This is a genomic window from Polynucleobacter sphagniphilus (genome assembly GCF_029892205.1).
Lineage (GTDB): Bacteria > Pseudomonadota > Gammaproteobacteria > Burkholderiales > Burkholderiaceae > Polynucleobacter > Polynucleobacter sphagniphilus.
In genome coordinates this window covers 100290-123679 of the sequence record NZ_JARXVX010000003.1, presented here as the reverse complement: position 1 = coordinate 123679, position 23390 = coordinate 100290, and the positions used below count along the sequence as shown (strand labels likewise).

The following is a 23390-nucleotide window of genomic DNA, read 5'->3' as shown; positions in this document are numbered from 1 at the left end:
ATTAGTGATGTGCATCTTCAGAAATATGACTTGGACCTTTGAGCTCGCCTTCCTCTTTGATCATCAGCAAGCAAAGTGCTGGAACCACGATCAATAGCATGATTGGGCCAATCAACAAGCCGCCCACAACTACCGTTGCCAGTGGTTTCTGAACTTGACTACCAATACCTGTTGCAATCGCTGCAGGGAAAAGACCGATACATGCTGACCATGCGGTCATCAGCATAGGTCGCATACGGTGTGTCGCAGCATGGTACATCGCATCGATACTATTCATCTTGCCGGTTTTATAGGTTTCATTGAAGTATGTAGTCATCAAAATACCGTTCATCACACTAATACCAAACAAGGAGATGAAACCAATTGCCGCAGAAATACTGAAATCAAGACCCGAAATCCACAGGCCTAAGATGCCTCCGCCAATCGCAAACGGCAAACCAGAGAGTACAAATACCACGTCGCGAACATTATTAAACAAGCAGTACAAGAGAATGATGATCACGATCAAAGTAATTGGAACAATCACCATCAAGCGAGCAGATGCTTTTTGCAAACTCTCGAACTCACCCGCCCACTCAATACGATAACCACGAGCCAACGGTACAGCCTTAGCAATTCTCTGCTGCGCTTCGGAAACCGTACTACCCAAGTCACGACCACGCACGCTAAATTTAATTGGAATGTAACGCACAGTCGATTCGTGATAAATGAATGACGCCCCAGTATCTAGGCTGATATCAGCCACATCTTTAAGTGGAACGTAAGAGGTGCCACCGTTATTATTTTGGTAACCCACCCGCAACTCTTTGATCTTATCGATATCGTTTCGATACGATTTATCCAAGCGCACAGAAAGATTGAATTGGCGTGGCCCCTCCAACACAGTAGTAGCAACTTGATCAGAAAGGGCGGCCTGGATATAGGCATTGACATCACCCGTATTCAAGTTATAGCGCGCAGCTTTTTCACGGTTGATCTTAATATTTAAGTTGGGTTGACCGAGCACGTTAAAAATACCGAGATCATCAACACCTTTGATCTTAGCCATTACATCCTTAACTTGCACAGCATACTTCTCTAATTCTTTTAAATCAGGGCCAATAATTTTGACTGAGTTTGCACCCTTCACACCGGAGAGCGCCTCCTCAACGTTATCTTGAATATATTGAGAGAAGTTAAAGACAACGCCAGGTAATTCATCATTAAATTCTTTTTGAATCTTAGCCACCAACTGCTCTTTATCTTCACCCTTAGGCCATTCATCCATTGGCTTTAGCGGTACAAACAGCTCTACGTTTGAGAATGGCGAAGCATCGCTTCCGTTATCAGGACGACCGTGTTGCGAAACCACTGTAACCACCTCTGGATGACGTAGCAAGATTTCGCGCATCTTGCGTGTTGGCTCAGTACCCGCATTCAGACCCATGGTCATTGGCATCGCCGCACGAATCCACAAGTTTCCTTCTTCTAGGGCTGGTAGAAACTCAGAGCCTAAGCGTGAACCTGCAATTCCGCAGACCACTAAAAAGAGAACACCGTACATCACAGACTTCTTGCCATTGTTTAATGACCACTTTAGCAATGGCTCATAGCGCTCACGCAACCAACGCACAATGAATGTCTCTACTTCTTCAATATGCTCTGGCAACATATAGGAGCATAAGACCGGAGTAATTGTGAAGGTTGCAAGCAAACCACCGGTCAATGCATAAGCATAGGTTTTTGCCATTGGTCCAAAAATTTGACCTTCCACACCTTGCATCGTGAAGAGCGGAATAAATGCGGCTACTGTAATGACAACCGAGAACAAAACTGAGGTATCAATCTGACAGGCACTGATATAAATCATTTTTAAGCGGTCAGACCAAGGCTTGGATGCAGATCCCTCGCCACCACCATCAGCAACCTTAGGATCAATACCTAAACGACCCGAAGATAAATCACGCAACATACCCACTCGTTGGGCAGGCGTTGATTGAAAGTTTCTGAAAATATTCTCAACAAGAATTACCGCCGAGTCAACAATAATTCCGAAGTCCACCGCACCGATAGATAAGAGGTTGGCGTCCTCATCGCGCAACACCAAAATAATGATACTAAATAGCAATGCGAATGGAATGTTGATACCCACAATGATTGCGCTTCGTAGATCACCCAAGAAAATCCACTGGATAAAGAATACGAATAAACAACCTAAGACTAAGTTTTCTAATACGGTATGCGTAGTAACGCCAACCAAGCCAGAACGGTCATAGTAAGAAACAACCTTGACACCTGCCGGCAAGCTACCGTCAGTGTTCATCTTCTCAACCATCTCCTTGACTTTAGGAATCATGTCATTGGTATGTTGATTGCGACCCATCGCCACAATCGATGCAACTATGTCATCGTTATGGTCTTTACCAGCAATACCTAAGCGAGGGACAAAACCAACCTCAACGGTACCAATATCTTTCACACGAATCGGCACGCCATTCGTTTGAGAAAGAACGACGTTTTCAATATCTTTGGTGTGGTAACCATCAACAATGTTGTACTCACCACCATCATCAATCAAACCAACGCCACGGATGTTGATTGACTGCTGACCGTACTCAATCTCACGACCACCAACGTTAATATTGGAGCTTCCCAGGTTGGTGAGCACTTGATTGAGAGTCATGCCATAAGCTTGTAGCTTGGCCATATCCACATGAACCTGGAATTCTTTAGTAGTACCACCCCAGCTATTGATCATCACAATTCCGGGAATGGTGGCGAGACGACGGGCAACAATCCAATCTTGAACTGTACGCAAATTGCTCAAACCAAATCCGGGAGGACCTACTACTTCGTAACGATAAATTTCACCCGTTAAGCTTGATTGCTGAATGGTGGGCACCAAATTGCCTGGCAAATTAATGTTTTGCTGAATTGCAACTGCAGCTTGTGAATAGGCAAAATAGAAATCAATGCCGTATCTAAAAGTAACCCGCACAAATGACAGGCCATAGAAAGAAGTTGAGCGAATATTGGTAATGCCCGGAGTTGAATACAAACCAATTTCCATTGGAATGGTGTAGTACTTCTCCATCTCCTCGGCAGACAAACCGGGGGCCTGAGCAGTAATCTCCAGAATCACCGGGGCTGGATTTGGATAAGCCTCGATATTGAGTTTGCTAAAAGCAAACAAACCCGCCCCCAAGAAGACGAAGAGGGTTAATAAAATAATTGGGCGTCGTGAAAGGCCAAAAGCAATGAGCGACTTAATCACAAGAAATCTTTCTTAAATTTTTTCAATAGCAGTAATGGTTACTAAGCTCTTATTCGCCAACAACTAATAAGTTGCTGAGGAAAATAGCATTCGTGGTTGCAATCACTTCACCCTCTTGCAGACCTTCAGTAACTTGTACCAAGCCATTACTCCGAATTCCCAATTTCACAGAACGCACATTCATGTGTTTTCCGCCATCAGTGGTCACCCAAACTGTATTGGAGCCATCGCCTTCGCGTACAACTGCTTCAATTGGAACGGCAATGCCTTTGATTGGCGCATCGGCATGGACCACATAGTTGGCATACATACCACCACGCATCATATTTTTAGGGTCGGCTACATCGGCACGCACATTAACCGTTCTAGTAACTGGATCAACGATGGAACCGACAATCTTCACCTTAGCTGTGAATTTCTCGTTGGGTAAAGCAGGCACAGTCACATCCAATTCTTGACCCTGTGCCAAGCGTGTACTTTCAGATTCAGGCGCATTGATCACCAACCATTTCATTATTGGATCTGCCACAATAAATGGAGCAGGTGTATTGCCTGGCTGAACTAATAAACCAGGCTGAACATTACGCGCTACTACCTGACCATCCAATGGGCTTAAAACCGCCAAAGTGGAATCCATCTTGCGCTTGGTTTCGATCTGCTGAATATCACTAGCTGACTTACCAAACATACGAACGGTATCGCGCGCCGCTTTTAAAGATGCATCTGCAGCAGTTTGATCGGCAACGTTTTGTTGATACTGCTGCAAAGAAATGGACTTTAATTCATATAACTGTTTTGCTCTGTTGAGCACAGCAGTAGTGTTGTCATAAACGCCCTTAGCGCTTAACAATGCGGACTCGGCACTAGCCAAATCTGGACTATCTACAGTAAAGAGTACATCTCCTTTTTTAACGGCATCACCTACATCAAAGTTCGCCTTAATGACTCTACCTTGATAGTTGGTAAATACTTGAACGGCTGAGTTTTGATTGAAATCAATGCTGCCGTATGCTGGAAATTCAGCGGTAAATTCAGCACTTCCAACTGCCTTGAGTGCGATAGTGGAAACCTGCTTTTCATTGAGAACAACGAAGGTTTTAGGTCCAGTCTCCACTTTCTCTTCTTCGGCATGCTTTAAGAATGGCAAGCCAAAGTACAAAATCAACACAATCACCACGCCGATGACAATCAGTGTGCGCTGCTTTTTAGTGAGCTTCGTATTCCAAGCAACGATTGCTTCATCAACGCTAGGCTTCACTTTGGTCGCATACCAAGCTTGGACACGTTGCTTTAGTTCATTTAGATTTTTTGGTGTATTCATTTTTTAATCAAATTAAGAATCGTTGCCGCTCAATGAAAATTGTGCATTTGCACATAATAAAAACAATGCAAAAGCCTGTCTGCTGTCATAAATCGCAGTAAAAAAAGTGTAAAAATTGACTAATCCAGGTTTTGGGCATCATTTTTTTTGCCCACACTATCTAGACACTCATTCTAGTTATCCCAGATGGCTGAAATATTACTTATGCACCTTATTAGTGCACAAGTAACCCACCCTGGTTCACCAACCACAAAAACTAAGAACATCTACTCAGAGCAAAATAACTCAGTAGTGGCAATTGGGGTTTGCTCATTGTCTGCAAAATAGATTTGTCCTTTACCAGTACCCGTATTAATGTCAACGATGATGTAGATCTGTTTACCATTAATCTTCTGAGATTCACGGCTTTTTAAGGCAAATGCATTATTTTTGCGTACCAAAACATTAAATTCGATTTTGTGAGGATCGTCGATCGACTTTGTCATCTCTGCGATATTGTCGATCACCGCAAAATGAAATATGTCTTTCTCATCTTTCGTGGCCTTGCAGATGAATTTAACATCGCCACGGTCGTCTAATTTAGGCATTTTGGGATAGCGTTTCCGACAAATCTTTTCAATGTAACCCTCGGTAGTGCCTTCACCGTATTTGGATTTCAAACTCTTATAGCAATCATCATAAGAGTAGTCGCCAAATATTCCCGCCCAAGATGGACTGGACAAAGTTAATAAAACGATTGCGGTCAAACTAGCGCATAAGGTCACTATATTTGTTTTATTCGACATAAATGACTTCCTTAATCCTGAAATTACTTCAAGTGTAGTGCGAAACATCCCAATAAAAAAACAGCATGGGGTTAAATCCATGCTGTTTCTATTGATACAGATATTACTTAACTTCTACTTCAAACATGCTTACCAGTGCCAGATAATGTCACCAGACCAAACTGTTTGATAGCGTGTTTGACCGTTGTTAAACACTGGGTTGGAAGCTGAGTACCATGCCACTTCAGGACGTACTTCGATCTGTGGGGAGAACCAGTGTTGCCAACCGAATGCATAGTTACGATAAATAGCGCCAGCAGCTGAAGCACCTGTAGCACTAGCTGTACCAGTTTGATAGCTACTTACGCCAGTACGCTGACCTTGCGCATCCCAGTAAAACTCAGGGCGGAAGGACAAATTATTTAACGGATCAATTTGATAGTTAATGTAAGTTACAGAGCCATTAGCCATCGCTCGGCAACTTAACGCTGTAGCGTTACCACAAGCAGCTAAGTTAGGTGCATTGTAATTAAACTGAGCAAATGGCATTTGGTTGGAATTAAACCCAGTGCCACCATTACCCCAGTTGCCATACATACTAGCAATCATAGGATTTTGCGCATTTGGTACATTCTTCTGGAATTCGTTATAGAACTCAGTAGAAATATGCCAGTGCTCATCAAACTGGTGGTAGAAAGTAGCGCCGTGCCATTGCAGGTTGTTATAACCCCATTGACCACTATTGATACCATTCTCAACCACTTGAACGCTAGTTTTGCCATCATCCGAGTTCCAGCGAATTGCACCGGTAAAGGATGGCTTAGCACCTGGATCTTGCAACATACCTTGCGTTTGGGTGCTCAAACCAGTTTGTTGGTTATATGTTGCGCCCTTACATGGATAGAGTACCGAACAGTTAATGGTGTTAGTAGTCCACATATGTTGCAAGGTTGTGTCAGTACCAGCAGTTACACCAGCTTGCACTTGCCAGTTCTTGTCCAATGCCAATGTGCCTAAGATGCCTTCGTTCGTATAGTTGTCATAACCATACGTAATCGAGTGTGAGTACATATAGTTGTTTGGAGCCAACTGCGCTTCAATATCGGGAATCGCAATGTAACGACCAATACGAATATTCAAACCTTGTGCAACAGATGGTGTGAACCAATCGAAATAAGCCATCACAGCATCAAAGCCATACTGGAAGTTTTTGTTCATCAACTGGCCACTGAAGACACCGTATGAAGTGGTGTAACGATAGTCTTCACCGTAAATCATGTTCAGACGGAAGCCCCAATCGTTGTGCTCTTTTTGCACTGTATCTGGCAGACGCTCAACGTACTCAACGATTTGGTTCAATACAGGAACGTTCGGGTTGTAGTCATACGCTGCAGGAGCGTTACCACCGTGGGTGTTATTTGTACTGAAGTTAAAACCCGCGTTGGCCCAACCGTATGCTTGAATGTGGTTATCAATCATCCACTGACCAACAGTAGTGTTGGCAATCGCGTTCATGAACGGACTGTCAACCATGTTTGGCGTAGTGACCCCAATTCCAGGATTACCACCGTTTGGCCATTCAGTAAATGGCATTGGAGGCGTAGTTTGGGCCGCAGGTGGGAAATCTTCACTACGTGAGGGAGGTGCATTTGGATCGGCAGGAGCCGCATCTTTACCCATCTCTAATTTGTAGTAATTTGTTAAACGGTTCCAGAAACCATCACCCAAATACGAATCTAAACAGTCGTATTTGGCGTAGGGGTCACAAGGAACGGATTTCGCCGTTACCTGGGCTTCTGCGCTGGCGTTCTGCGCTACCCCAAATGCAGCGGCAGTAATAGCAACTGCCATTACCCCCTTGACTGCGTTACTTCGCCATTTGTTAGACATATCGTCCTACCTTTCATTTAAAACGCTAAAATTCCAAAAATCCGGAACAGCTGATTTGCATTGCATTTTTCATAGGAAATTCGGTGACACTTTTGTTACTCATTTATCCCATGTAGCTATGCTAAGAAAGTAAAGTAAAAAAATAATTATTAAATAGCTAAAAACGTAAAATAATTAATTAATGCCGTTCTGAGTCATATAAATAAAGGCTCAAATTGATTTAATTTAATTAAAAAATAATTAAATTCAGATTCAAATAAGTAAAATAAAAATTAAAATAAAATGGGGGCATTGCTGATAAACCCAATAAAACCAAGGGTTTATAGGTGTTTCCCCTTATTTTTGAGCATGATCACTCAGGAGCGCCAATGTGGCAGCAGGCGCTAAAAATGAAAATAAAGACTTGAAGTCAGTTTTGTTGCAGATGCACAACAATCTGGCATCCCAATCAAGGCTGGTCGGTTGGAACGACTAAATGCTTTCATCCATAAACCGATAGCCCAAACCCTTATCCGAAACAATCCACTGGGGATTGCTTGCCGAGTCGCCGATTCTTTTGCGGATTTTGCCGATATAAAGAACTACATAGTGACTATTAAAGGGCTTATCGACCCCCCAAACATGGGAAAAAATTTGCTGCTGAGTCAGCAGTACACCTTTGTTTTTCTCAAAATATTTGAGGAGCCGATACTCGATGGGCGATAAGTTGCTAGTCTCGCCATTCAAGGAAATCGTGTGCTTTGTAAAGTCAATGACACAGTCGCCAAGTTGCATGATTTCCGAAGCCGGCGCCTTCTCAAACCCATATCTGCGTATCAATGCCTTCATTTTGGCTAGCATTTCACGGGGGGTCTCATTGGGACTGAGGCACTCATTCAAGCCTGTATTAATCAATGCCACTTTCTCATGACCCTCTAAAGCAATGCCATAAGTGGCAACTGGCAGCGTATCTTGAGCACGCAAGAGTTTGAGTTCCGCAAACAATCGATCCATGATGGCTTGATCTGCTCTGCCAAGCACAAACAGAATGATGTCCAAATGATGGACAGATTCGCTATTGATCTCAGTGAGAACTTGCAGATGCTCATCTGGAATCTCTGCGGCAAACGAGATGCTCATGAGATCGACAGGAGCGCCCAAAAAAATGCATCCAATCTTGCCAACCCAAGGCTGATTCTTAATAAATGCAGGCACTATCTATTTTTCCGAGGATGGTTGCATGATCATATGTAAACAGTATGAGCCCAAGGCCTTGCAAATGTTAGAATTTTTTCAAAGCTGGGGCCCAATAGCCCTCGCAATATATCATTGCTCCGAGATGATCACAATTTTAGTAATCGAAGACGAGAACTCGCATCAACTTTTGTTGAAAAGACTATTTGGTCGAGAAGGCTTTAAAACCTTTGCCGCAAAAAATGGTAGCGAAGGCATGCAGTTGGCCAAGTCAAGACGTCCAGACTTAATCATCTTGGATCTTGGGCTTCCTGACGTCAATGGCCAGTATGTGATTTCTGAAATCCGCAAATGGTCTAAGGTGCCGATCATTGCTGTATCCGCTTTTAATGATGAAAACACCATCGTCAATATCTTAGAGCTGGGGGCAGATGCCTTCCTAGAAAAGCCTTTTTCCTTAGATGAGCTCAATGCGCGCATTCGCCTATTTCTGCGCAAGAAGATGATCGACAATTCCTCTGATTTATCACTGCAATTAGGCGATCTAAAAATTAGCAATTTAGACAGAAAGCTGCAGGGGCCCAAAGGCAGTATCAGCCTAAGCGTATTCGAATATCGCGTGCTCTCTCTTTTGCTCACTCAACCGGGGAAAATTTTCTCCCACGAAGAGCTGATCAATGAAATCTGGGGGCCATCCTACAAGCATGCCATTGGCTCACTCCGAGTCAGCATTTGGGGAATTAAGAACAAGATAGCGGAAGCTGGAGAAACGCGCGAATTGATTTCTTCAATTCCTAAAGTGGGCTACTCCATCAACCCACTAGTCCTTACTTAAATCAAGCGATTTGATTTTCCATTAGGCCGGCATGATGGGCCTGCTGGTCAGCGTGATAGCTCGAACGCACCATAGCACCGACTGCCGCATGCGAAAAGCCCATGGCATAAGCCTCTTTTTCAAAATGCTTAAAGACATCTGGATGAACATAACGCTGCACTGGGAGATGATGTCCAGAAGGCGCTAGGTATTGGCCAATCGTGAGCATGTCAATATTGTGCTCGCGCATGTCGCGCATCACTTTCAAGATTTCTTCATCGGTTTCGCCCAGACCCACCATTAAGCCACTCTTGGTTGGGATATGCGGGAAGCGCTCTTTAAATTCTTTCAACAACTTCAATGAATGCGCATAATCAGCGCCGGGACGAGCCTGCTTGTACAGACGTGGCACGGTTTCTAAATTGTGATTCATCACATCAGGCAAACCTTGTGGCGCATGCTCAGAAAAAATATCGAGAGCCTTGTCAAGACGACCCCGAAAATCTGGCACCAATACTTCAATACGTGTCTTTGGCGAAAGCGCTCTTGATTGGGAGATGCAATCAACATAGTGCATGGCACCGCCATCACGCAAGTCATCACGATCAACACTTGTAATCACGACGTAATTGAGCTTTAAAGCAGCAATTGTTCTTGCTAAATTGCCTGGCTCTTTTTCATCCAGTGGATCTGGTCTACCATGCCCCACATCGCAAAATGGACAACGTCGTGTGCATTTGTCGCCCATGATCATGAAAGTAGCCGTGCCCTTACCAAAGCATTCACCAATATTGGGGCAACTGGCTTCTTCACATACTGTGACTAATTCATTCTCACGCAAGATCTTTTTGATTTCAGAAAAACGTGAATTGCCTGAGGCTGCCTTTACCCTAATCCAATCCGGTTTTTTCAATACCTCTGCCAATGGAACAATTTTGATTGGAATGCGCGCAGTCTTCTCGCTCGACTTTTGCTTACGCGTTGCATCGTAAGCCAAGTCTTGGCGCACTTCTTTATCGGAATTGATACTTGTTTTGTCAGTGGTCATGATTTGATCAATTGCTGTTGCAAATGCCCTAAGAGCGTTTGGCTAATAAGATCTATATTGTCCCCGATCCCAAGGGTTTGCATATCAACCGTCTTCAAACCCTCATAGCCGCAAGGATGAATACGGGCAAAAGCCCCTAAATCAGTGGCCACATTGAGGGCTAAACCATGATACGAGCACCCTTTTGAGACTTTTAAGCCCAGTGCAGCGATCTTAGCGCCCGCCCAAGACTGGGATATTTCATCTTGTTCTGCCACATAAATGCCCGGTGCTCCAGCATGCCTCTCCGCCTTCAATCCATATTCAGCGAGCGTATCGATGAGAGCTTGCTCAATCCGCAAAACCAATTCTTTTACAAAGATACCTAATCGACGTAGATCCAAGAGCAGGTAAATCACAATCTGCCCTGGTCCATGATAGGTAATCTCACCCCCACGATCAACCTGCACCAATGGAATTTGATTGCTCGGTGAATGCAAATTACCCGCATCTCCAGCCAATCCCAAAGTAAATACTGGTGGGTGCTCTAAGACCCAAATCTCATCAGGAGTATCGCTATCGCGCTCTTGTGTAAATGAACGCATCGCTTCATAAGTCGATGAATAATCCACCAAACCCAAATGCTTGACTAGGATGGTCATGAAGACTGCAACTAGAGAACGATGCTCACGAGCGGATGAGTAGAGAGGGTGCGATACAACTCATCCAACTGCTCGCGACTGGTTGCAGTAATTGGCAAAGTCAGGCCTAAATAGTTACCATCTTTTGATGGCCGCTGCTCCACCTTGCTTTCATCAAAAGTCGGATCAAATTGTTTTGCAATGTGCACAATGGCCGGCAAATATTCTGGGCTAGCTTTGCCCATCACCTTAATCGGAAATTCTGATGGGTATTCAATTAAAGATTTTTCTTCAGTCATAGCGCTCTCACTTAATGCGATGATCAGGCATGCCTAACCAAGCGCCTGTAATAATGTTTCGGATGCAATGCAGTCTGCGATGAAAGAAGTGGTCTGCACCAGGCACCACCTGCACGGTTAACTCCTGTGGTCGCGCCCAATCCAGTACCGCACCCAAAGTAATGGTTTCGTCCACCTCACCATGAATCAATATCGTATCTGCTGGTACTGGCACCAACTCCCATTTGCCGGCAGCACTACCCACCATCACTAAACGCTCTGCCGGTCTCCCCAATTCAGCTAGGCGTTGCACAAGATGTGTGCCCACGTAACTTCCAAATGAAAAGCCAGAGACCACTAAAGGCAATGTATTGGCTGCACTCACCCATGCTTGATGCTCAATCGCAGGTAAATGCGCCCAACTCGATGGGGTGCGCATCCAATCAGTGACATGTAACAAGTCTTCTAGCTCGCCAACGCCATCATCATGAATTCCGCCGGTCTCACCCACACCACGAAAATTAGGCCGAACACTGACATAACCCAGCTGATTAAAAGCGCGTGCCATCGTCTGCGCCACTTTGTTATCCATGGTTCCACCCATGAGCGGGTGAGGATGCGCTACTAAGGCTAAACCACGCACTACAAAGTGAGAGTCATTCTTGAGCTCATCTGGCAAATCAATTGACATCTGAATGGGGCCAACCAAGCCATCAATATGAATAATTTGTGTACGGCTGTTCATTTTGCAAACTTTCTAAACTAATTGCAAACGCTCTACAGGATTTCCTGCAATCAAGTGAGACTGAATAATTTCTTCCACGTCTTCCGTATCAACCAATGTATACCAAACTCCAGACGGATAAACTACCAATACTGGGCCGTCAGCACATCGATCAAGGCAACCCGCCTTGTTGATGCGGATCTTGCCGGGCCCCGATAGACCAAGTTCTTTGATGCGATTTTTTGCGTACTCAAATAAAGCAAAGGCATTGTGTCGCTCACAACAATCCTCACCATTTGCGCGCTGGTTTAAACAGAAAAAAACATGGTGCTTAAAGCTCATACAAATTTCATTCAGAGTAGGTTTTAAAAGGCAGCGCATTCCGTACCGCCCAAATCAATGCCATTGGTAACCATACCACCGAAACCCATTGCATGAGCTCATTAAAATGCAATAGAGGCCCTTGATACCAATGGCGCATGGTTAAAACGAAATATGGATTATCAGGCAGTAAGTTGACTGCAATCGTTGCCGCAAGCAAGCAGAGAAAAGCAAGCCAAAATTTCATTGCATTGGAAAAGCGCAAAGCCCACCTGAGGGCCAGACTGGCTAAGGCCATTCCCCAAGCAGCCCCAGCGGTTAACCAGAGCAAGCTTAATTCAATCCCAAATTGCAGAGCAGTAAAAAAAATCTTGACTACGAGTGTTACACACAGCAGCTCATTGAGAATGCGCCATTGCGGCGCTTTGACCCTCATGCCCAAGGAAAGCAATAAAGCCGTCCCGAACCAGCAAACCGCGGTAATCACCGTTTCTTGGGCAACCTGATTGATGACGGTAGTGCCCCAATCAATCGAACCAAAAATGGCATGACCCCAAACACCCATCCCTAACCATGAACTTTGTGGATAAATCTGTGACCACGGAAATAAGATAAATAAGGCGCAAGCGCCCCAATTTGCCCCAAACCAAAGATCAAAGCGCCGCCGAATCGCACTGCCTGAAAGCCATTGAGGACCCAAAGGAATGGCGAGCAGGCCGCCCAAGAGACCTCCCAACATATTGGTCCACCAGTCGATTTGACTGGGTATACGCGTTGGCAACCAGGTTTGTAAAGATTCGACACTAAATGCCAAAATAGCTGTCAAGGTCAGCGTCATACCCAAGGCCACAAAGTTTTGCCAACGTGGATAAGCAGCAAATACCAACAAAAACCCCAAGGGAATATATGCCAAGATATTCACAGATACATCAAAAACCGTTATGAAACGCGGCAATGGCGCATCTAGCCAAGCCCATCCGGCAACCCCATTTTGAAAGTCAAAATCAAAGGGGTTTAAGCTCACGTAAATAATGAGCAAAGCATAAGCAATACTGATGACTCTAGCCAGAGGCATGGCCTGGAGCGGCCAAATAAACTTGCGGGGACGTATTTCTTCCGGATGCATTCCCCAATTCTAGGTCAGACCTTTCTACAATGGACAAAATGAGCACAAATTGCATCCTTGAACGCGTAGAAGAGACCCGGTCGACCAATGACGATCTGCTAGGGCGCTGGCGCGCTGGCGAGCTAAGCTGCCCAGTAGCCCGCATTGCCTATCGGCAAACCGCTGGTAAAGGCAGGGCTGGACGATCCTGGTTAGCAAACCCAGAAGACTCCCTTTGCTTTTCCTTAGCCTACCCCTTCAAAAAAAATATTGCTCAGCTGAGCGGCCTGAGTTTGGTGGCAGGGCTAGCAGTGATTACCGGCATCAGCACCGCCCTCAACTTGGACCTGACTACCCTACATCGACAAGGCTTACGACTGAAATGGCCCAATGATCTCTTAATCCATCAGGCTAAATTAGGTGGCATCTTGATTGAGGGTGGCCAAACAAAGCCTACAGAATCGACATGGATGGTGATTGGAGTAGGAATAAACCTAGGCCATGCCATGAAAATCCAGACTCAACTTCAATCTATCGGAGCTCAAAAGGTCGCCGCCTTAGATGAGTTGATGGGCTCTGAAAATGATGCGCTACCAGAAGTTGATTTCCTCTGGCTCAAGATCATTGAATCACTCGAACACTATTTAACCCAATTTGAAGAAGGCGGTTTTTCCCAGTTTCGCGACCAGTGGATGAAATGGGATGCCTATCAAGATCAAGCCGTTAGCATCTTAGGTGGGGGCAAGCAGCCGATTGAAGGGCTCGCTAAAGGTGTGGATGAGACTGGGGCCTTACTTCTCGAGCAGGCAGGTAAGATCATCACCATCCATGCCGGCGATGTTTCTTTGCGAGTTCAACCATGAGTCTGTATTTAGTATTTGATGTTGGCAATACACGCCTGAAATGGGCCGCCGTTGAATCCACCCAAAATCCCGCCGATCGACAAAAAAAGGGGTGGGCTTACTCTGGGTCTATTAGCACCAAGCTGCTTGCATCTGCAGATCACCGCACAGAACTGGCTGACTATATTGCCAAGACGATTCCCAAACCGGATGCCATTGGCTTTTGCTGTGTTGCTGGCAGCGAGGCTATTGCCAATCTTCAATCCCTCTTTCCCCAATGGAACGATGTCTCGTGGAAACAGCTACAAGGGGATAGCATCTATCCAGGCATTCGCACCTTGTATGCAGATCCTGTGAAATTAGGGGCTGACCGTTGGGCTGCCGTTATTGGAGCCCGCGCACTCGCGACTAGCAACACCCTAGTCATTAGCGCAGGCACGGCCACTACGATTGATTTATTAGGCAGTAACGGTGTTCATTATGGCGGCTGGATCATGCCTGGCTTGGCTTTGATGCAAGAAAGCTTGCATACCAATACCGCCCAACTGCCCCTAGTCGAAAGCGACCTTCGGCAAGCACAATCAGGGGGCTTTGGGCTTTCCACTACAGAGGCGATTGGCTTTGGCTGCGAAGCTGCTCAGTTTGGCGCCATTACACGCGCCGTGCAATTAGCCAAAGAAATCAATCACCCAATTGAGCGTATTTGGATTGATGGCGGAAATGCCCCAATTTTGGCAAAACAACTTGGTCTCTTAGCTAAGCAATGTGGCCTATTAATAGAACCAATTGAAGGTTTAGTACTGCGTGGAATTTGGGCGTGGTTACTAAAGGCGTCTTAAGACCGAATACGCCCTAATAATTTTGTTGTAGAACGCTCATATAAAAACGGAATGGCAACCGCTGTTCCACCCCAGCTTTTTACCAGACGGGTTTCTTCCAAGGCATCAATCTCATAATCCCCGCCCTTCACATAAATATCAGGGCGAATTTGCGCAATCAGGTTGACGGGGGTTTGCTCCCTAAACAGCACTGTCATATCAACACTAGCCAAGGCAGCCAGCAGGGCCTGGCGATCTTCTTCAGAATTAATAGGCCGGTCGTCGCCTTTGCCAAGCATCTTTACCGATGCATCCGAATTCACCCCCACCACTAAGCTAGCCCCCAAATCACGTGCTTGGGCCAAATAACTAGCATGCCCACGATGCAGAATATCAAACACCCCATTCGTGAAGACTAAAGGTCTAGGCAATTGGGCAATGCGAGCCTGCAAATCCCCTGGAGGACATACTTTTGACTCAAATGAAGGCGGTAGTAAGGTGCTCATGTCTCAATATTAATAGCATTGACTAAATCCCAGCGATATTGTCCAGAATGTCTTAGACTGGGCGCTATCCATTACAACGCCAAAGACCATGATCAAGCGCCTGCTCAGTACTAGCTTAATTGCCTTTTTTCTTCTCACTTCTATGATCGGAATGGTTCACGCTGCGCCGGCTACATGCAGTCCTCTACTTTCCCATACCTTCCCCCGCTTGCAAGATGAGACCCCTCAAAACCTATGTCAGTACCAGGGCAAGGTCATTCTGGTGGTCAATACAGCCAGTTATTGTGGCTTTACCAGTCAATACGACGGCCTTGAAAAACTGTATGCCAAATACAAAGATCAGGGGCTGGTTGTTCTGGGCTTTCCATCAAATGATTTTGGACAACAAGAGCCTGGCAGCAATAAGGAAATTGCTGACTTTTGCAAAAATACCTATGACGTCAAGTTTCCCATGTTTGCTAAATCATCAGTCAGCGGGTCTTCTGCCAACCCATTATTTAAGATGCTCATTGCAAAAACGGGCACCACACCGAAATGGAATTTTTATAAATACCTAATAGATCGCAATGGCAATGTGATCGATTCCTATAACAGCATGACTAAACCCACCAGCGAAAGCATTGTGAATGCAATTGAAAAATTGCTACAGGAAAAAATATAGTGAGCAAGAAAAAAGTTGCCATTATTGGCGCAGGAATATCCGGTCTTGGATGTGCCTACGCACTAAGAAATGATCCAAATATAGAGGTCACGATTTTCGAGGGTGGCTCGCATATTGGCGGCCATAGTAATACGGTTGATATGACGCTGCAGACACCAGCAGGACCCATCACCCATGGGATTGATACAGGATTTTTAGTTTTTAATCGCAAAACGTATCCCCGCCTTGTCAGACTCTTTGAAGAAATTGCCGTGCCAATTAGCGCATCAGAAATGTCATTTTCTGTTTCGATTGACCAAGGACGCTCCTCCTTCTTTCACAAAAAGATCGAGTGGGCGGGCAATGATCTCAATTCCTTTTTTGGCCAAAGAGTAAATTTGTTATCGCCGTCTTTTTGGAGAATGGCTTACGATATCCTCCGTTTTAATCGCTTGGCAACAAAGCTCGCTCATCAGCACATTGCAAATGAAACCGAGTATTCGGAACCACAAGAGTCAATTGATCAATTTCTAAATCGTTACCGCTTTAGTTCTAGTTTTCGGGAAAATTATTTCCTGCCAATGATTGGTGCAATCTGGTCTTGCTCCGTAGAACAAATGCTGGAGTTTCCGATTCAAACCATGGTGCGCTTTTGCCATAACCATGGCTTACTCCAGATTCAAAATCGACCCCAATGGCTTACTGTCAAAGGTGGCTCACGTGAATATGTGAAACGACTTGTAGCGGTATTAGAAAGTCACCAGGTAAAAATAATCCGCGAAAGCGTTCATCAAATCAATGCGGCCTCTGAGGCTCAGCCCATGGTTGAAGTAATGAGCCAAGTTGGGTCTAGCTGGTTTGATGAGGTAGTCATGGCCTGTCATAGCGATCAATCACTTGGGCTGGTACATGGAATTACCCAAGAAGCTAAGCATATTTTGGCCTCGATTCCGTATCAACAAAATCGCGCCATCCTGCATACCGATCGGCATTTTTTACCGCAAGCAGAACGTTGTTGGGCTGCCTGGAACTACACCGCAAAATCTGGTGTTGCAAGCACTTCAACAAAACATGTCAGCGTGCATTACCTCATCAATCGCCTGCAACCCTTACCTCAGGCAATTGAACAAGTGCCTATCATTGTGAGCCTAAATCCTTTAACCAATCCTGATGAAAAACTCGTCCATGCGGAAATTGAATACGCCCATCCGGTTTTTGATATGCGCGCAATTCAGGCTCAAAAAGAATTGCCCCTCATACAGGGATTGAACTCCATTTGGTATTGTGGTGCGTGGACTGGATTTGGCTTTCATGAAGATGGCTTGCGCTCAGGTGAATTGGTAGCCAAGGATTTGCTGGAGAGCATCCACTCCCCGGTGCGATTCAACCCAAGCTCAAGCACTCAGTAAATGCATCAGGCAACTATTAATTTTGGCTTGGTAAAGCATCGCCGTTTTCGGCCTGCATCCAATGCATTTGGATATGGTGTTTTTACCTTATCCATACCCATGCGCTCACGAAAAAAAGAGTCTGACTTATTAAGTAAATGCGGTCTTGGGGATAATCAAAATAAATTATTGTCTTTCTTTGACAAAGATCATGGTGAAGGCGGCTCTGACAGCTTGCAATGGATTGAAAACATTCTTCAAGAAAATCAAATACCCCATGTTGATGGTGAAATTTGGTTGCAAACCTTTCCAAGGGTACTTGCTTACGTCTTTAATCCTGTCAGTTTTTGGATCTGCACTCGCGCTGACGGGCAAGTACAAGCAGTCTTAGCTGAAGTCAATAACACCTTTGGCGAGCGTCATTGCTATTTACTTTATAAGGAATCTGGTGAGGCCTTACGATCTGGTGAGACTCTCAAAAGTAAAAAGGTGTTTCATGTTTCTCCTTTTTGTGATGTCACGGGGGAATATCATTTCCGCTTCTTATTTCCCCAGGATAGTCAGAGCAAAAGGAATAGTGTTTGCAGAATCGAATTACACCGAGATGGTATGCCCTTGATTAATACCAGCATCAGCGGAATGAGCTCACCCCTTTCAAAGCGCGCCCTATATAGTGCTTTCTTGCGCTACCCACTAATGAGCTTAGGTGTGGTTATGCGCATTCACTGGCAAGCATTGAAATTATTTGTAAAAGGTGTACCCTTTCACTCAAAGCCAACACCCCCTGAATTTGAGGTTAGTAGATGAATCGCCCAGGCCAATCTTTACTCTCACGCCTATATTTTTCCAAGGCCGAGAAACCAAATACCCCGATACCCCGAAACCGCTGGAGCACCAAAACAGTCTTAAGCCTGTTAGTGCAATTGCGCGCTGGGCATCTGCGTCTGACACTCCCAGATGGTCAGATAAAAGAATTTGGCAAGCCGAACGATGAACTGCATGCCGATATAGACATTCTAGACTGGGCTGTATTTAAAGAGCTTCTCTCTCATGGTGATATTGGCTTTGCGGAATGCTACATTCGCGGCCAATGGAGCACATCGAACCTGAAAAGCCTTCTCGAGCTAGCTATTCGCAATCGCACAGTTTTAGAAAAAGCGATTTACGGGCACTGGCTTGGCTCCCTGTTTTATCGCTTGAAGCATTGGCTCAGGGATAACAGTAAAGAAGGCAGCCGCAAAAATATTCACGCGCACTATGACTTAGGCAATGCCTTTTACACCCTTTGGCTAGACCCAACGATGAGTTACTCGAGCGCATGGTTCTCTGGTGCCGATAAAGAATCGCTAGCAGAAGCACAAAAAGCAAAGATTGCCCGCATTCTGGACTCATTAAATACAAAACCCGGAGATCGCATCTTAGAAATTGGTTGCGGATGGGGCGGCGTGATGGAAGAGGCTTTGCGTAAACAGACCAGCATTACCGGCCTGACTTTATCTACCGAGCAGCAGGCCTTTGCACAGCATCGCTTAGAGGGGGTGCAAAAAGAACTTACAAGACCGCCTGGGTTTGAAGTGCGTCTGCAAGACTATCGTGACTGCAATGAGCAATTCGATGGGATTGCCTCAGTTGAAATGTTTGAAGCCGTTGGTGAAAAGCATTGGCCAGAATTTTTTCAGACTGTTGCAAAAAATCTCAAGGCAGGCGGTAAAGCATGCATACAAACTATCGTTATTGCAGAAGAATTTTTCGAGCGGTATCGTGCTGGCACTGACTTTATTCAGCAGTATGTATTCCCCGGGGGTATGCTGCCATCGATTGAGAGGTTTAGATCCAGCGCCGCCAAGGCCGGTCTAAAAGTAGAGGGTGAATTTGCCTTCGGACAGGACTACGCCAAGACCTTATGCATATGGCGAGATCAGTTCAATGCCAAACTACAAGAAGTCAAACAACTTGGATTTGATGAGGCATTTATTCGCTTGTGGAATTTTTATTTAATGTATTGTGCTGCTGGGTTTTCAGAGCGCAGTATTGATGTTGTGCAATTTACACTGAGCCATGAAACAAAACGGCATTGATACCTTTTTTGGTAAACGCATCTGGATTATTGGAGCCTCTAGCGGCATAGGCGAGGCATGCGCCAATGCGCTCATGGCTTCAGGGGCTAAGGTAGCCTTGTCAGCCAGACGAGTTGAACGCCTCAATATCATGGCAGCCAAAGCAAAAGACAATCACTGGGGGTCAGCATTGATTGTGCCACTTGATGTCACAGAGCAATCTCAGGTTGAGGAAGGCTATCAAACCATTCTCAATCTTTGGGGTGGTCTTGATATCCTACTGTTTGTATCTGGCGTATACGTTCCTCTGCGCGCCGATAACTTTGAATATGAAGCCGCGAAAAAAACCATTGATGCCAATCTTATAGGCCCAATGGGGGCTGTAGCTACAGTACTCCCCCATATGCTTCGAGCGCACTGCGGTCATATTGCAATTGTTGGTAGCGTTGCAGGCTATAGTGGGCTACCAAAAGCGCTTGCTTATGGCCCTAGCAAGGCAGGCATTATTAATTTTTGCGAAACCCTCTATTACGACTTATTGCCAACCGGGGTCAGCGTACACATGATTTCCCCGGGATTTGTTGCCACGGAGGCAACGGCGCAAAATGATTTTTATATGCCAGCACTCATTAGCGCAGATCAGGCAGCACAAGCAATTTTGCAAGGCATCAAGAAGGGGAAGTTTGATATTCACTTCCCCAAGCGTTTTTCGGGCTTTCTGAAATTTCTCAGAATTTTGCCCTACCCCATTTACTTCTGGTTTGTACGCCGCTTTTTAGCGATCTAAACGTTTACTTATATTTGTCTTTGCGGACCTTTTCGACCAAGTAATCCATCACCAAGAGCGCCTTCGCCTTAGTTCCAGCTATTGATGGTGAAGTGACATACTTTCCTTGAATCACCACGGTTGGTACGCCATCAATCCGATAGGCTTCAGCAAGCTGCTTGGCTGCACGCACTTTAGATACCACCGCAAAGGAATGGTAAGTAGTTAAAAAGGTATTGCGGTCCAAACCTTGGGCAACTGCCCAATCTGCGATTTCAGATTCCGTCAAAAGATGATTGTTGCTATGGTGAATCGTATCCATCACCTTAATATCTAAATTACTCTTACCCATTACTTGTAGGGTGTAGAACAACTGACTGTGTGGCAAAAAGTCATCACGAAATGCCACGGGCACTCTGCGAAATACAACATCTTTGGGTTGACGCTTTACCCATGACATCAGATCTGGATCAAAGTCATAGCAATGAGGGCAGCCATACCAAAAGAACTCAATCACCTCGACCTTGCCCTTAGCTTCGACTGGTTGCGCAACTGGTAGGACGCGGTAGTCCAAGCCCTCTTCATATTTTTGAGCCTGGGCAACAGCAATACCACTTAAAGAAATCAGTGCAAGAAAAGTAATGAGTCTTCGATTAAAGGAAATCATGATTTATTCGATTTAATAATGGTTGATTTAACGCCCATGCCACTTAACTTATCGCGCACGGGATTGCTTTCTTCTGGGGTAGTAAATGGGCCAACACGCACACGCCATACAGTATTGCCATCGCTAGTCACTTCGCTCAATTGCGAAGAAATACCTTGAATCGCTAAATTCGCTTTCTGCGCATCAGCGTCTGCGCGTTGAGCATAAGCGCCCACTTGCAAGAAATAAATCGACTCCGCCTTAGGCGTAGCCACAGGGGCTGGGGCATCCGTTGATTTTTTGCCATTAACCAAATCACCAATTGGATCCGAACCATTAGAGGTCGGGACTGGCATGGATTTGCCCTTCAAGCCCTTATTCAAATCTAATGGTTCAGCTGGGGCTGGTGTCTCACCCTCTGCAGTCGCTGGGGCGGATTTAATCGTGAGCGGTAAATTGGGAGCGCGTACCCCAGGTCTTTCTTGTGGAGTATTTTTAGACATGTAAAAGGCGATAAAAAATGCGATGCCCAGACCCACGCCCAGACCCACAATAAAGCCTAAAATCGTGCCGCCGTACTCTGCACTATTGCTGCTCTCACGATGTATGAAGCCAGTTTGTTGATTCGATCTTTTCATCACATCCCCATCTTCTATGTTCACTTCATTGCCTGCAATTTACATCTTAGCCGGAGCGGATACACCTAGTAGTTTTAAACCATTTTCCAATACTTGGCGAGTGGCCGAGAGAAGTGCTAAGCGAGCCAGCTTAAGTGCCTGATCATCTACTAAAACTCGGTCTGCGTTATAGAATGTGTGGAAATCACCTGCTAGATCTCGCAGATAAAAGGCTAAAGCATGTGGCGCCAAATCGGCAGCGGCATCCGCAAGCACTTCAGGGTACTCAGCCAAACGGCGCAACAAGTGATCTGAAGCTTTACTATCGAGCAAGGATAAATCGGCTGCCACTAAGTCAGCAGCTTGTCCGCCCCACTGGGCCAGGATGGAGCAAATACGTGCATGTGCATACTGCACATAAAACACGGGATTCTCATCATTTTGCTGCAAAGCCAAGTCAATATCGAAAACAAATTCAGTATCTGCTTTGCGCGAAATCAAAAAGAAACGTACTGCATCACGCCCACGCTGCAGTGCAAGCTCACGCTCAGCAGAAGTCATTTCAGGCGTAACCCCGCCAGACCATTCGACTAAATCACGCACGGTGACATAGGAACCAGCACGTTTAGAGATTTTGACTTCCTCTCCATTGCGCATCACTGTAACCATTTTATGCAAAACATAGTCTGGGTAAGATTTTGGAATATCCCAGCCACGTTTTAAAGCAACGCCCTGCAAGCCAGAGCGAACACGGGCAATAGTTCCATGGTGATCGCTACCTTGAACATTAATGACCTTCTCAAAGCCACGCTTCCACTTACTAGTATGGTACGCAACGTCTGGTACAAAGTAGGTAAAGCTACCATCCGACTTACGCATGACGCGATCTTTATCATCACCATCATCGGTGGTTTTTAACCACAGCGCACCCTCGGCTTCGTAAGTCTTGCCAATAGTTTGTAAGTCATCCACAATTTGCGCAACACTACCGTCGGCATACAAAGACGACTCTAGGTAATAGCAATCAAATTGCACGCCAAAGGTTTTTAAATCAATATCTTGTTCATTACGTAAATAGGCAACTGCAAATTGACGAATAGCCTCGAGGTCTTCACGATACTCTGGAGATGCTTTGAAGGCTGTAGCAATTTCAGCAATGTATTCACCGTTGTAGGCTTGTTCAGGCCAATTCGCATCGCCTGGCTTTAAGCCCTGCAAACGAGCTTGCACTGAGAGCGCCAGATTGGCAATCTGCACGCCAGCATCGTTGTAATAAAACTCGCGGTGTACAGCAATTCCTTGGGTGCCCAATAGATTGGCCAGGGCATCACCGAGTGCCGCCTGGCGGCCATGCCCAACATGAAGTGGTCCTGTTGGGTTTGCGGATACAAACTCAATCATGGCGCTTGGAACTACGCCGCTGCCTTGCGGCAACACGCCAAACTGGGATTTTGCGCCAAGTATTTCTGCAATGACTTTGGTTTTAGCAGCCTTAGTGAGGCGAAAGTTGATAAATCCGGGGCCAGCTATCTCACAAGAGGCAATCAAATCACCGAATCCAGATTGCTGCTGTAAGCGCTCAACTAAGTCCTGCGCCAAATCCCTTGGATTGAGCTTCCAGGCCTTTGAGAGTTGCAGCGCAATGTTGCATGCCACATCGCCATGATCAACTGCCTTAGGGCGCTCTAAACGGGGCTGCGGCACATCCCCAATGCCACGATCCTGAGCAAGCCCCTGCAAGGCAGCGCTCAGCATGGAAATTAATTGGTTTTTATTATTTGACAACATAGAACAGTGAG

General features: G+C 45.6%; 22 protein-coding genes and 1 pseudogene. 8 read left to right on the top strand and 15 right to left on the bottom strand.

The genetic code is table 11. The features are described 5' to 3' along the window. Nucleotide 1 precedes the first annotated feature (1 nt). The 5 genes from M2125_RS07440 to M2125_RS07420 all read right to left on the bottom strand — a co-directional run bounded on the left by M2125_RS07440 (nucleotide 2) and on the right by M2125_RS07420 (nucleotide 8422). Nucleotides 2-3253, bottom strand: a complete 3252-nt coding sequence (locus tag M2125_RS07440) for an efflux RND transporter permease subunit (RefSeq protein ID WP_076024364.1) — start codon at nucleotides 3251-3253, stop codon at nucleotides 2-4. Between the two features lie 49 nt (nucleotides 3254-3302). Next, nucleotides 3303-4574 carry an efflux RND transporter periplasmic adaptor subunit gene (locus tag M2125_RS07435; RefSeq protein ID WP_280742792.1) on the bottom strand — a complete coding sequence of 424 codons (1272 nt, stop codon included), beginning with the start codon at nucleotides 4572-4574 and terminating at the stop codon, nucleotides 3303-3305. A gap of 266 nt (nucleotides 4575-4840) precedes the next feature. Beyond that, nucleotides 4841-5359: a hypothetical protein gene (locus M2125_RS07430; RefSeq protein ID WP_076024365.1), complete on the bottom strand. Its 519-nt coding sequence runs from the start codon at nucleotides 5357-5359 to the stop codon at nucleotides 4841-4843. 129 nt (nucleotides 5360-5488) lie between these two features. Continuing rightward, nucleotides 5489-7228 carry an outer membrane beta-barrel protein gene (locus M2125_RS07425; RefSeq protein ID WP_280742791.1) on the bottom strand — a complete coding sequence of 580 codons (1740 nt, stop codon included), beginning with the start codon at nucleotides 7226-7228 and terminating at the stop codon, nucleotides 5489-5491. A gap of 471 nt (nucleotides 7229-7699) precedes the next feature. Then, nucleotides 7700-8422, bottom strand: coding sequence for a winged helix-turn-helix domain-containing protein (locus tag M2125_RS07420; protein ID WP_076024367.1), 723 nt, complete (start codon nucleotides 8420-8422; stop codon nucleotides 7700-7702). Between the two features lie 124 nt (nucleotides 8423-8546). Between M2125_RS07420 and M2125_RS07415 the strand changes: the two genes are divergently transcribed. After that, the gene (locus M2125_RS07415; RefSeq protein ID WP_280742790.1) at nucleotides 8547-9236 is read left to right on the top strand and encodes a response regulator transcription factor; all 690 of its coding nucleotides are present in this window, start codon (nucleotides 8547-8549) and stop codon (nucleotides 9234-9236) included. A gap of 1 nt (nucleotide 9237) precedes the next feature. Here M2125_RS07415 and lipA read toward each other — a convergent pair. The 6 genes and pseudogenes from lipA to M2125_RS07385 all read right to left on the bottom strand — a co-directional run. Next, a pseudogene (gene lipA / locus M2125_RS07410) lies at nucleotides 9238-10206 on the bottom strand (lipoyl synthase); the annotation flags it as partial. 53 nt (nucleotides 10207-10259) lie between these two features. Then, the gene (gene lipB, locus M2125_RS07405; protein WP_277541869.1) at nucleotides 10260-10904 is read right to left on the bottom strand and encodes a lipoyl(octanoyl) transferase LipB; all 645 of its coding nucleotides are present in this window, start codon (nucleotides 10902-10904) and stop codon (nucleotides 10260-10262) included. Between the two features lie 11 nt (nucleotides 10905-10915). Next, nucleotides 10916-11182 carry a DUF493 family protein gene (locus M2125_RS07400; RefSeq protein ID WP_076024371.1) on the bottom strand — a complete coding sequence of 89 codons (267 nt, stop codon included), beginning with the start codon at nucleotides 11180-11182 and terminating at the stop codon, nucleotides 10916-10918. A gap of 7 nt (nucleotides 11183-11189) precedes the next feature. Next, entirely contained in the window at nucleotides 11190-11906 is a 717-nt protein-coding gene (locus tag M2125_RS07395) for an alpha/beta hydrolase (protein WP_280742789.1), read from the bottom strand. A gap of 12 nt (nucleotides 11907-11918) precedes the next feature. Then, nucleotides 11919-12227 carry a (2Fe-2S) ferredoxin domain-containing protein gene (locus M2125_RS07390; protein WP_076024373.1) on the bottom strand — a complete coding sequence of 103 codons (309 nt, stop codon included), beginning with the start codon at nucleotides 12225-12227 and terminating at the stop codon, nucleotides 11919-11921. 7 nt (nucleotides 12228-12234) lie between these two features. Beyond that, complete coding sequence (locus tag M2125_RS07385) at nucleotides 12235-13332, bottom strand: VanZ family protein (RefSeq protein ID WP_076024374.1); 1098 nt, start codon at nucleotides 13330-13332, stop codon at nucleotides 12235-12237. 38 nt (nucleotides 13333-13370) lie between these two features. Here M2125_RS07385 and M2125_RS07380 point away from each other — a divergent pair, with 38 nt between their 5' ends. Together M2125_RS07380 and M2125_RS07375 are read left to right on the top strand one after the other, a co-directional pair. Next, nucleotides 13371-14174, top strand: a complete 804-nt coding sequence (locus M2125_RS07380) for a biotin--[acetyl-CoA-carboxylase] ligase (protein WP_076024661.1) — start codon at nucleotides 13371-13373, stop codon at nucleotides 14172-14174. After that, nucleotides 14171-14992, top strand: a complete 822-nt coding sequence (locus M2125_RS07375) for a type III pantothenate kinase (protein ID WP_280742788.1) — start codon at nucleotides 14171-14173, stop codon at nucleotides 14990-14992. The genes M2125_RS07380 and M2125_RS07375 overlap by 4 nt, the downstream gene beginning before the upstream one ends. Here the strand turns inward: M2125_RS07375 and rfaE2 are convergent. Continuing rightward, complete coding sequence (rfaE2, locus tag M2125_RS07370; protein WP_076024376.1) at nucleotides 14989-15477, bottom strand: D-glycero-beta-D-manno-heptose 1-phosphate adenylyltransferase; 489 nt, start codon at nucleotides 15475-15477, stop codon at nucleotides 14989-14991. The genes M2125_RS07375 and rfaE2 overlap by 4 nt on opposite strands. An 88-nt stretch (nucleotides 15478-15565) precedes the next feature. Here rfaE2 and M2125_RS07365 point away from each other — a divergent pair, with 88 nt between their 5' ends. Genes M2125_RS07365 through M2125_RS07345 form a run of 5 tightly spaced genes read left to right on the top strand, consistent with a single transcriptional unit; the run spans nucleotide 15566 to nucleotide 20349 of the window. Then, nucleotides 15566-16138, top strand: coding sequence for a glutathione peroxidase (locus M2125_RS07365; RefSeq protein ID WP_076024377.1), 573 nt, complete (start codon nucleotides 15566-15568; stop codon nucleotides 16136-16138). Next, entirely contained in the window at nucleotides 16138-17526 is a 1389-nt protein-coding gene (locus tag M2125_RS07360; RefSeq protein ID WP_280742787.1) for an NAD(P)/FAD-dependent oxidoreductase, read from the top strand. Before M2125_RS07365 ends, M2125_RS07360 begins: the two co-directional genes overlap by 1 nt. Continuing rightward, on the top strand, nucleotides 17527-18312 hold the full coding sequence (locus tag M2125_RS07355) for a DUF1365 domain-containing protein (RefSeq protein ID WP_076024379.1): 786 nt from the start codon (nucleotides 17527-17529) through the stop codon (nucleotides 18310-18312). Continuing rightward, nucleotides 18309-19583, top strand: a complete 1275-nt coding sequence (locus M2125_RS07350; RefSeq protein ID WP_280742786.1) for a class I SAM-dependent methyltransferase — start codon at nucleotides 18309-18311, stop codon at nucleotides 19581-19583. Before M2125_RS07355 ends, M2125_RS07350 begins: the two co-directional genes overlap by 4 nt. Beyond that, nucleotides 19564-20349, top strand: coding sequence for an SDR family NAD(P)-dependent oxidoreductase (locus M2125_RS07345; protein WP_076024381.1), 786 nt, complete (start codon nucleotides 19564-19566; stop codon nucleotides 20347-20349). Before M2125_RS07350 ends, M2125_RS07345 begins: the two co-directional genes overlap by 20 nt. A gap of 4 nt (nucleotides 20350-20353) precedes the next feature. Here the strand turns inward: M2125_RS07345 and M2125_RS07340 are convergent, their stop codons facing one another. From M2125_RS07340 to argS, 3 genes are read right to left on the bottom strand one after another with little or no spacing between them, the layout of a single operon-like run. Further along, complete coding sequence (locus tag M2125_RS07340) at nucleotides 20354-20995, bottom strand: thiol:disulfide interchange protein DsbA/DsbL (protein WP_076024382.1); 642 nt, start codon at nucleotides 20993-20995, stop codon at nucleotides 20354-20356. Further along, nucleotides 20992-21612: an SPOR domain-containing protein gene (locus M2125_RS07335; RefSeq protein ID WP_076024383.1), complete on the bottom strand. Its 621-nt coding sequence runs from the start codon at nucleotides 21610-21612 to the stop codon at nucleotides 20992-20994. Before M2125_RS07335 ends, M2125_RS07340 begins: the two co-directional genes overlap by 4 nt. Nucleotides 21613-21651: 39 nt before the next feature. Then, entirely contained in the window at nucleotides 21652-23379 is a 1728-nt protein-coding gene (gene argS, locus M2125_RS07330; RefSeq protein ID WP_280742785.1) for an arginine--tRNA ligase, read from the bottom strand. Between the last annotated feature and the right edge of the window lie 11 nt (nucleotides 23380-23390).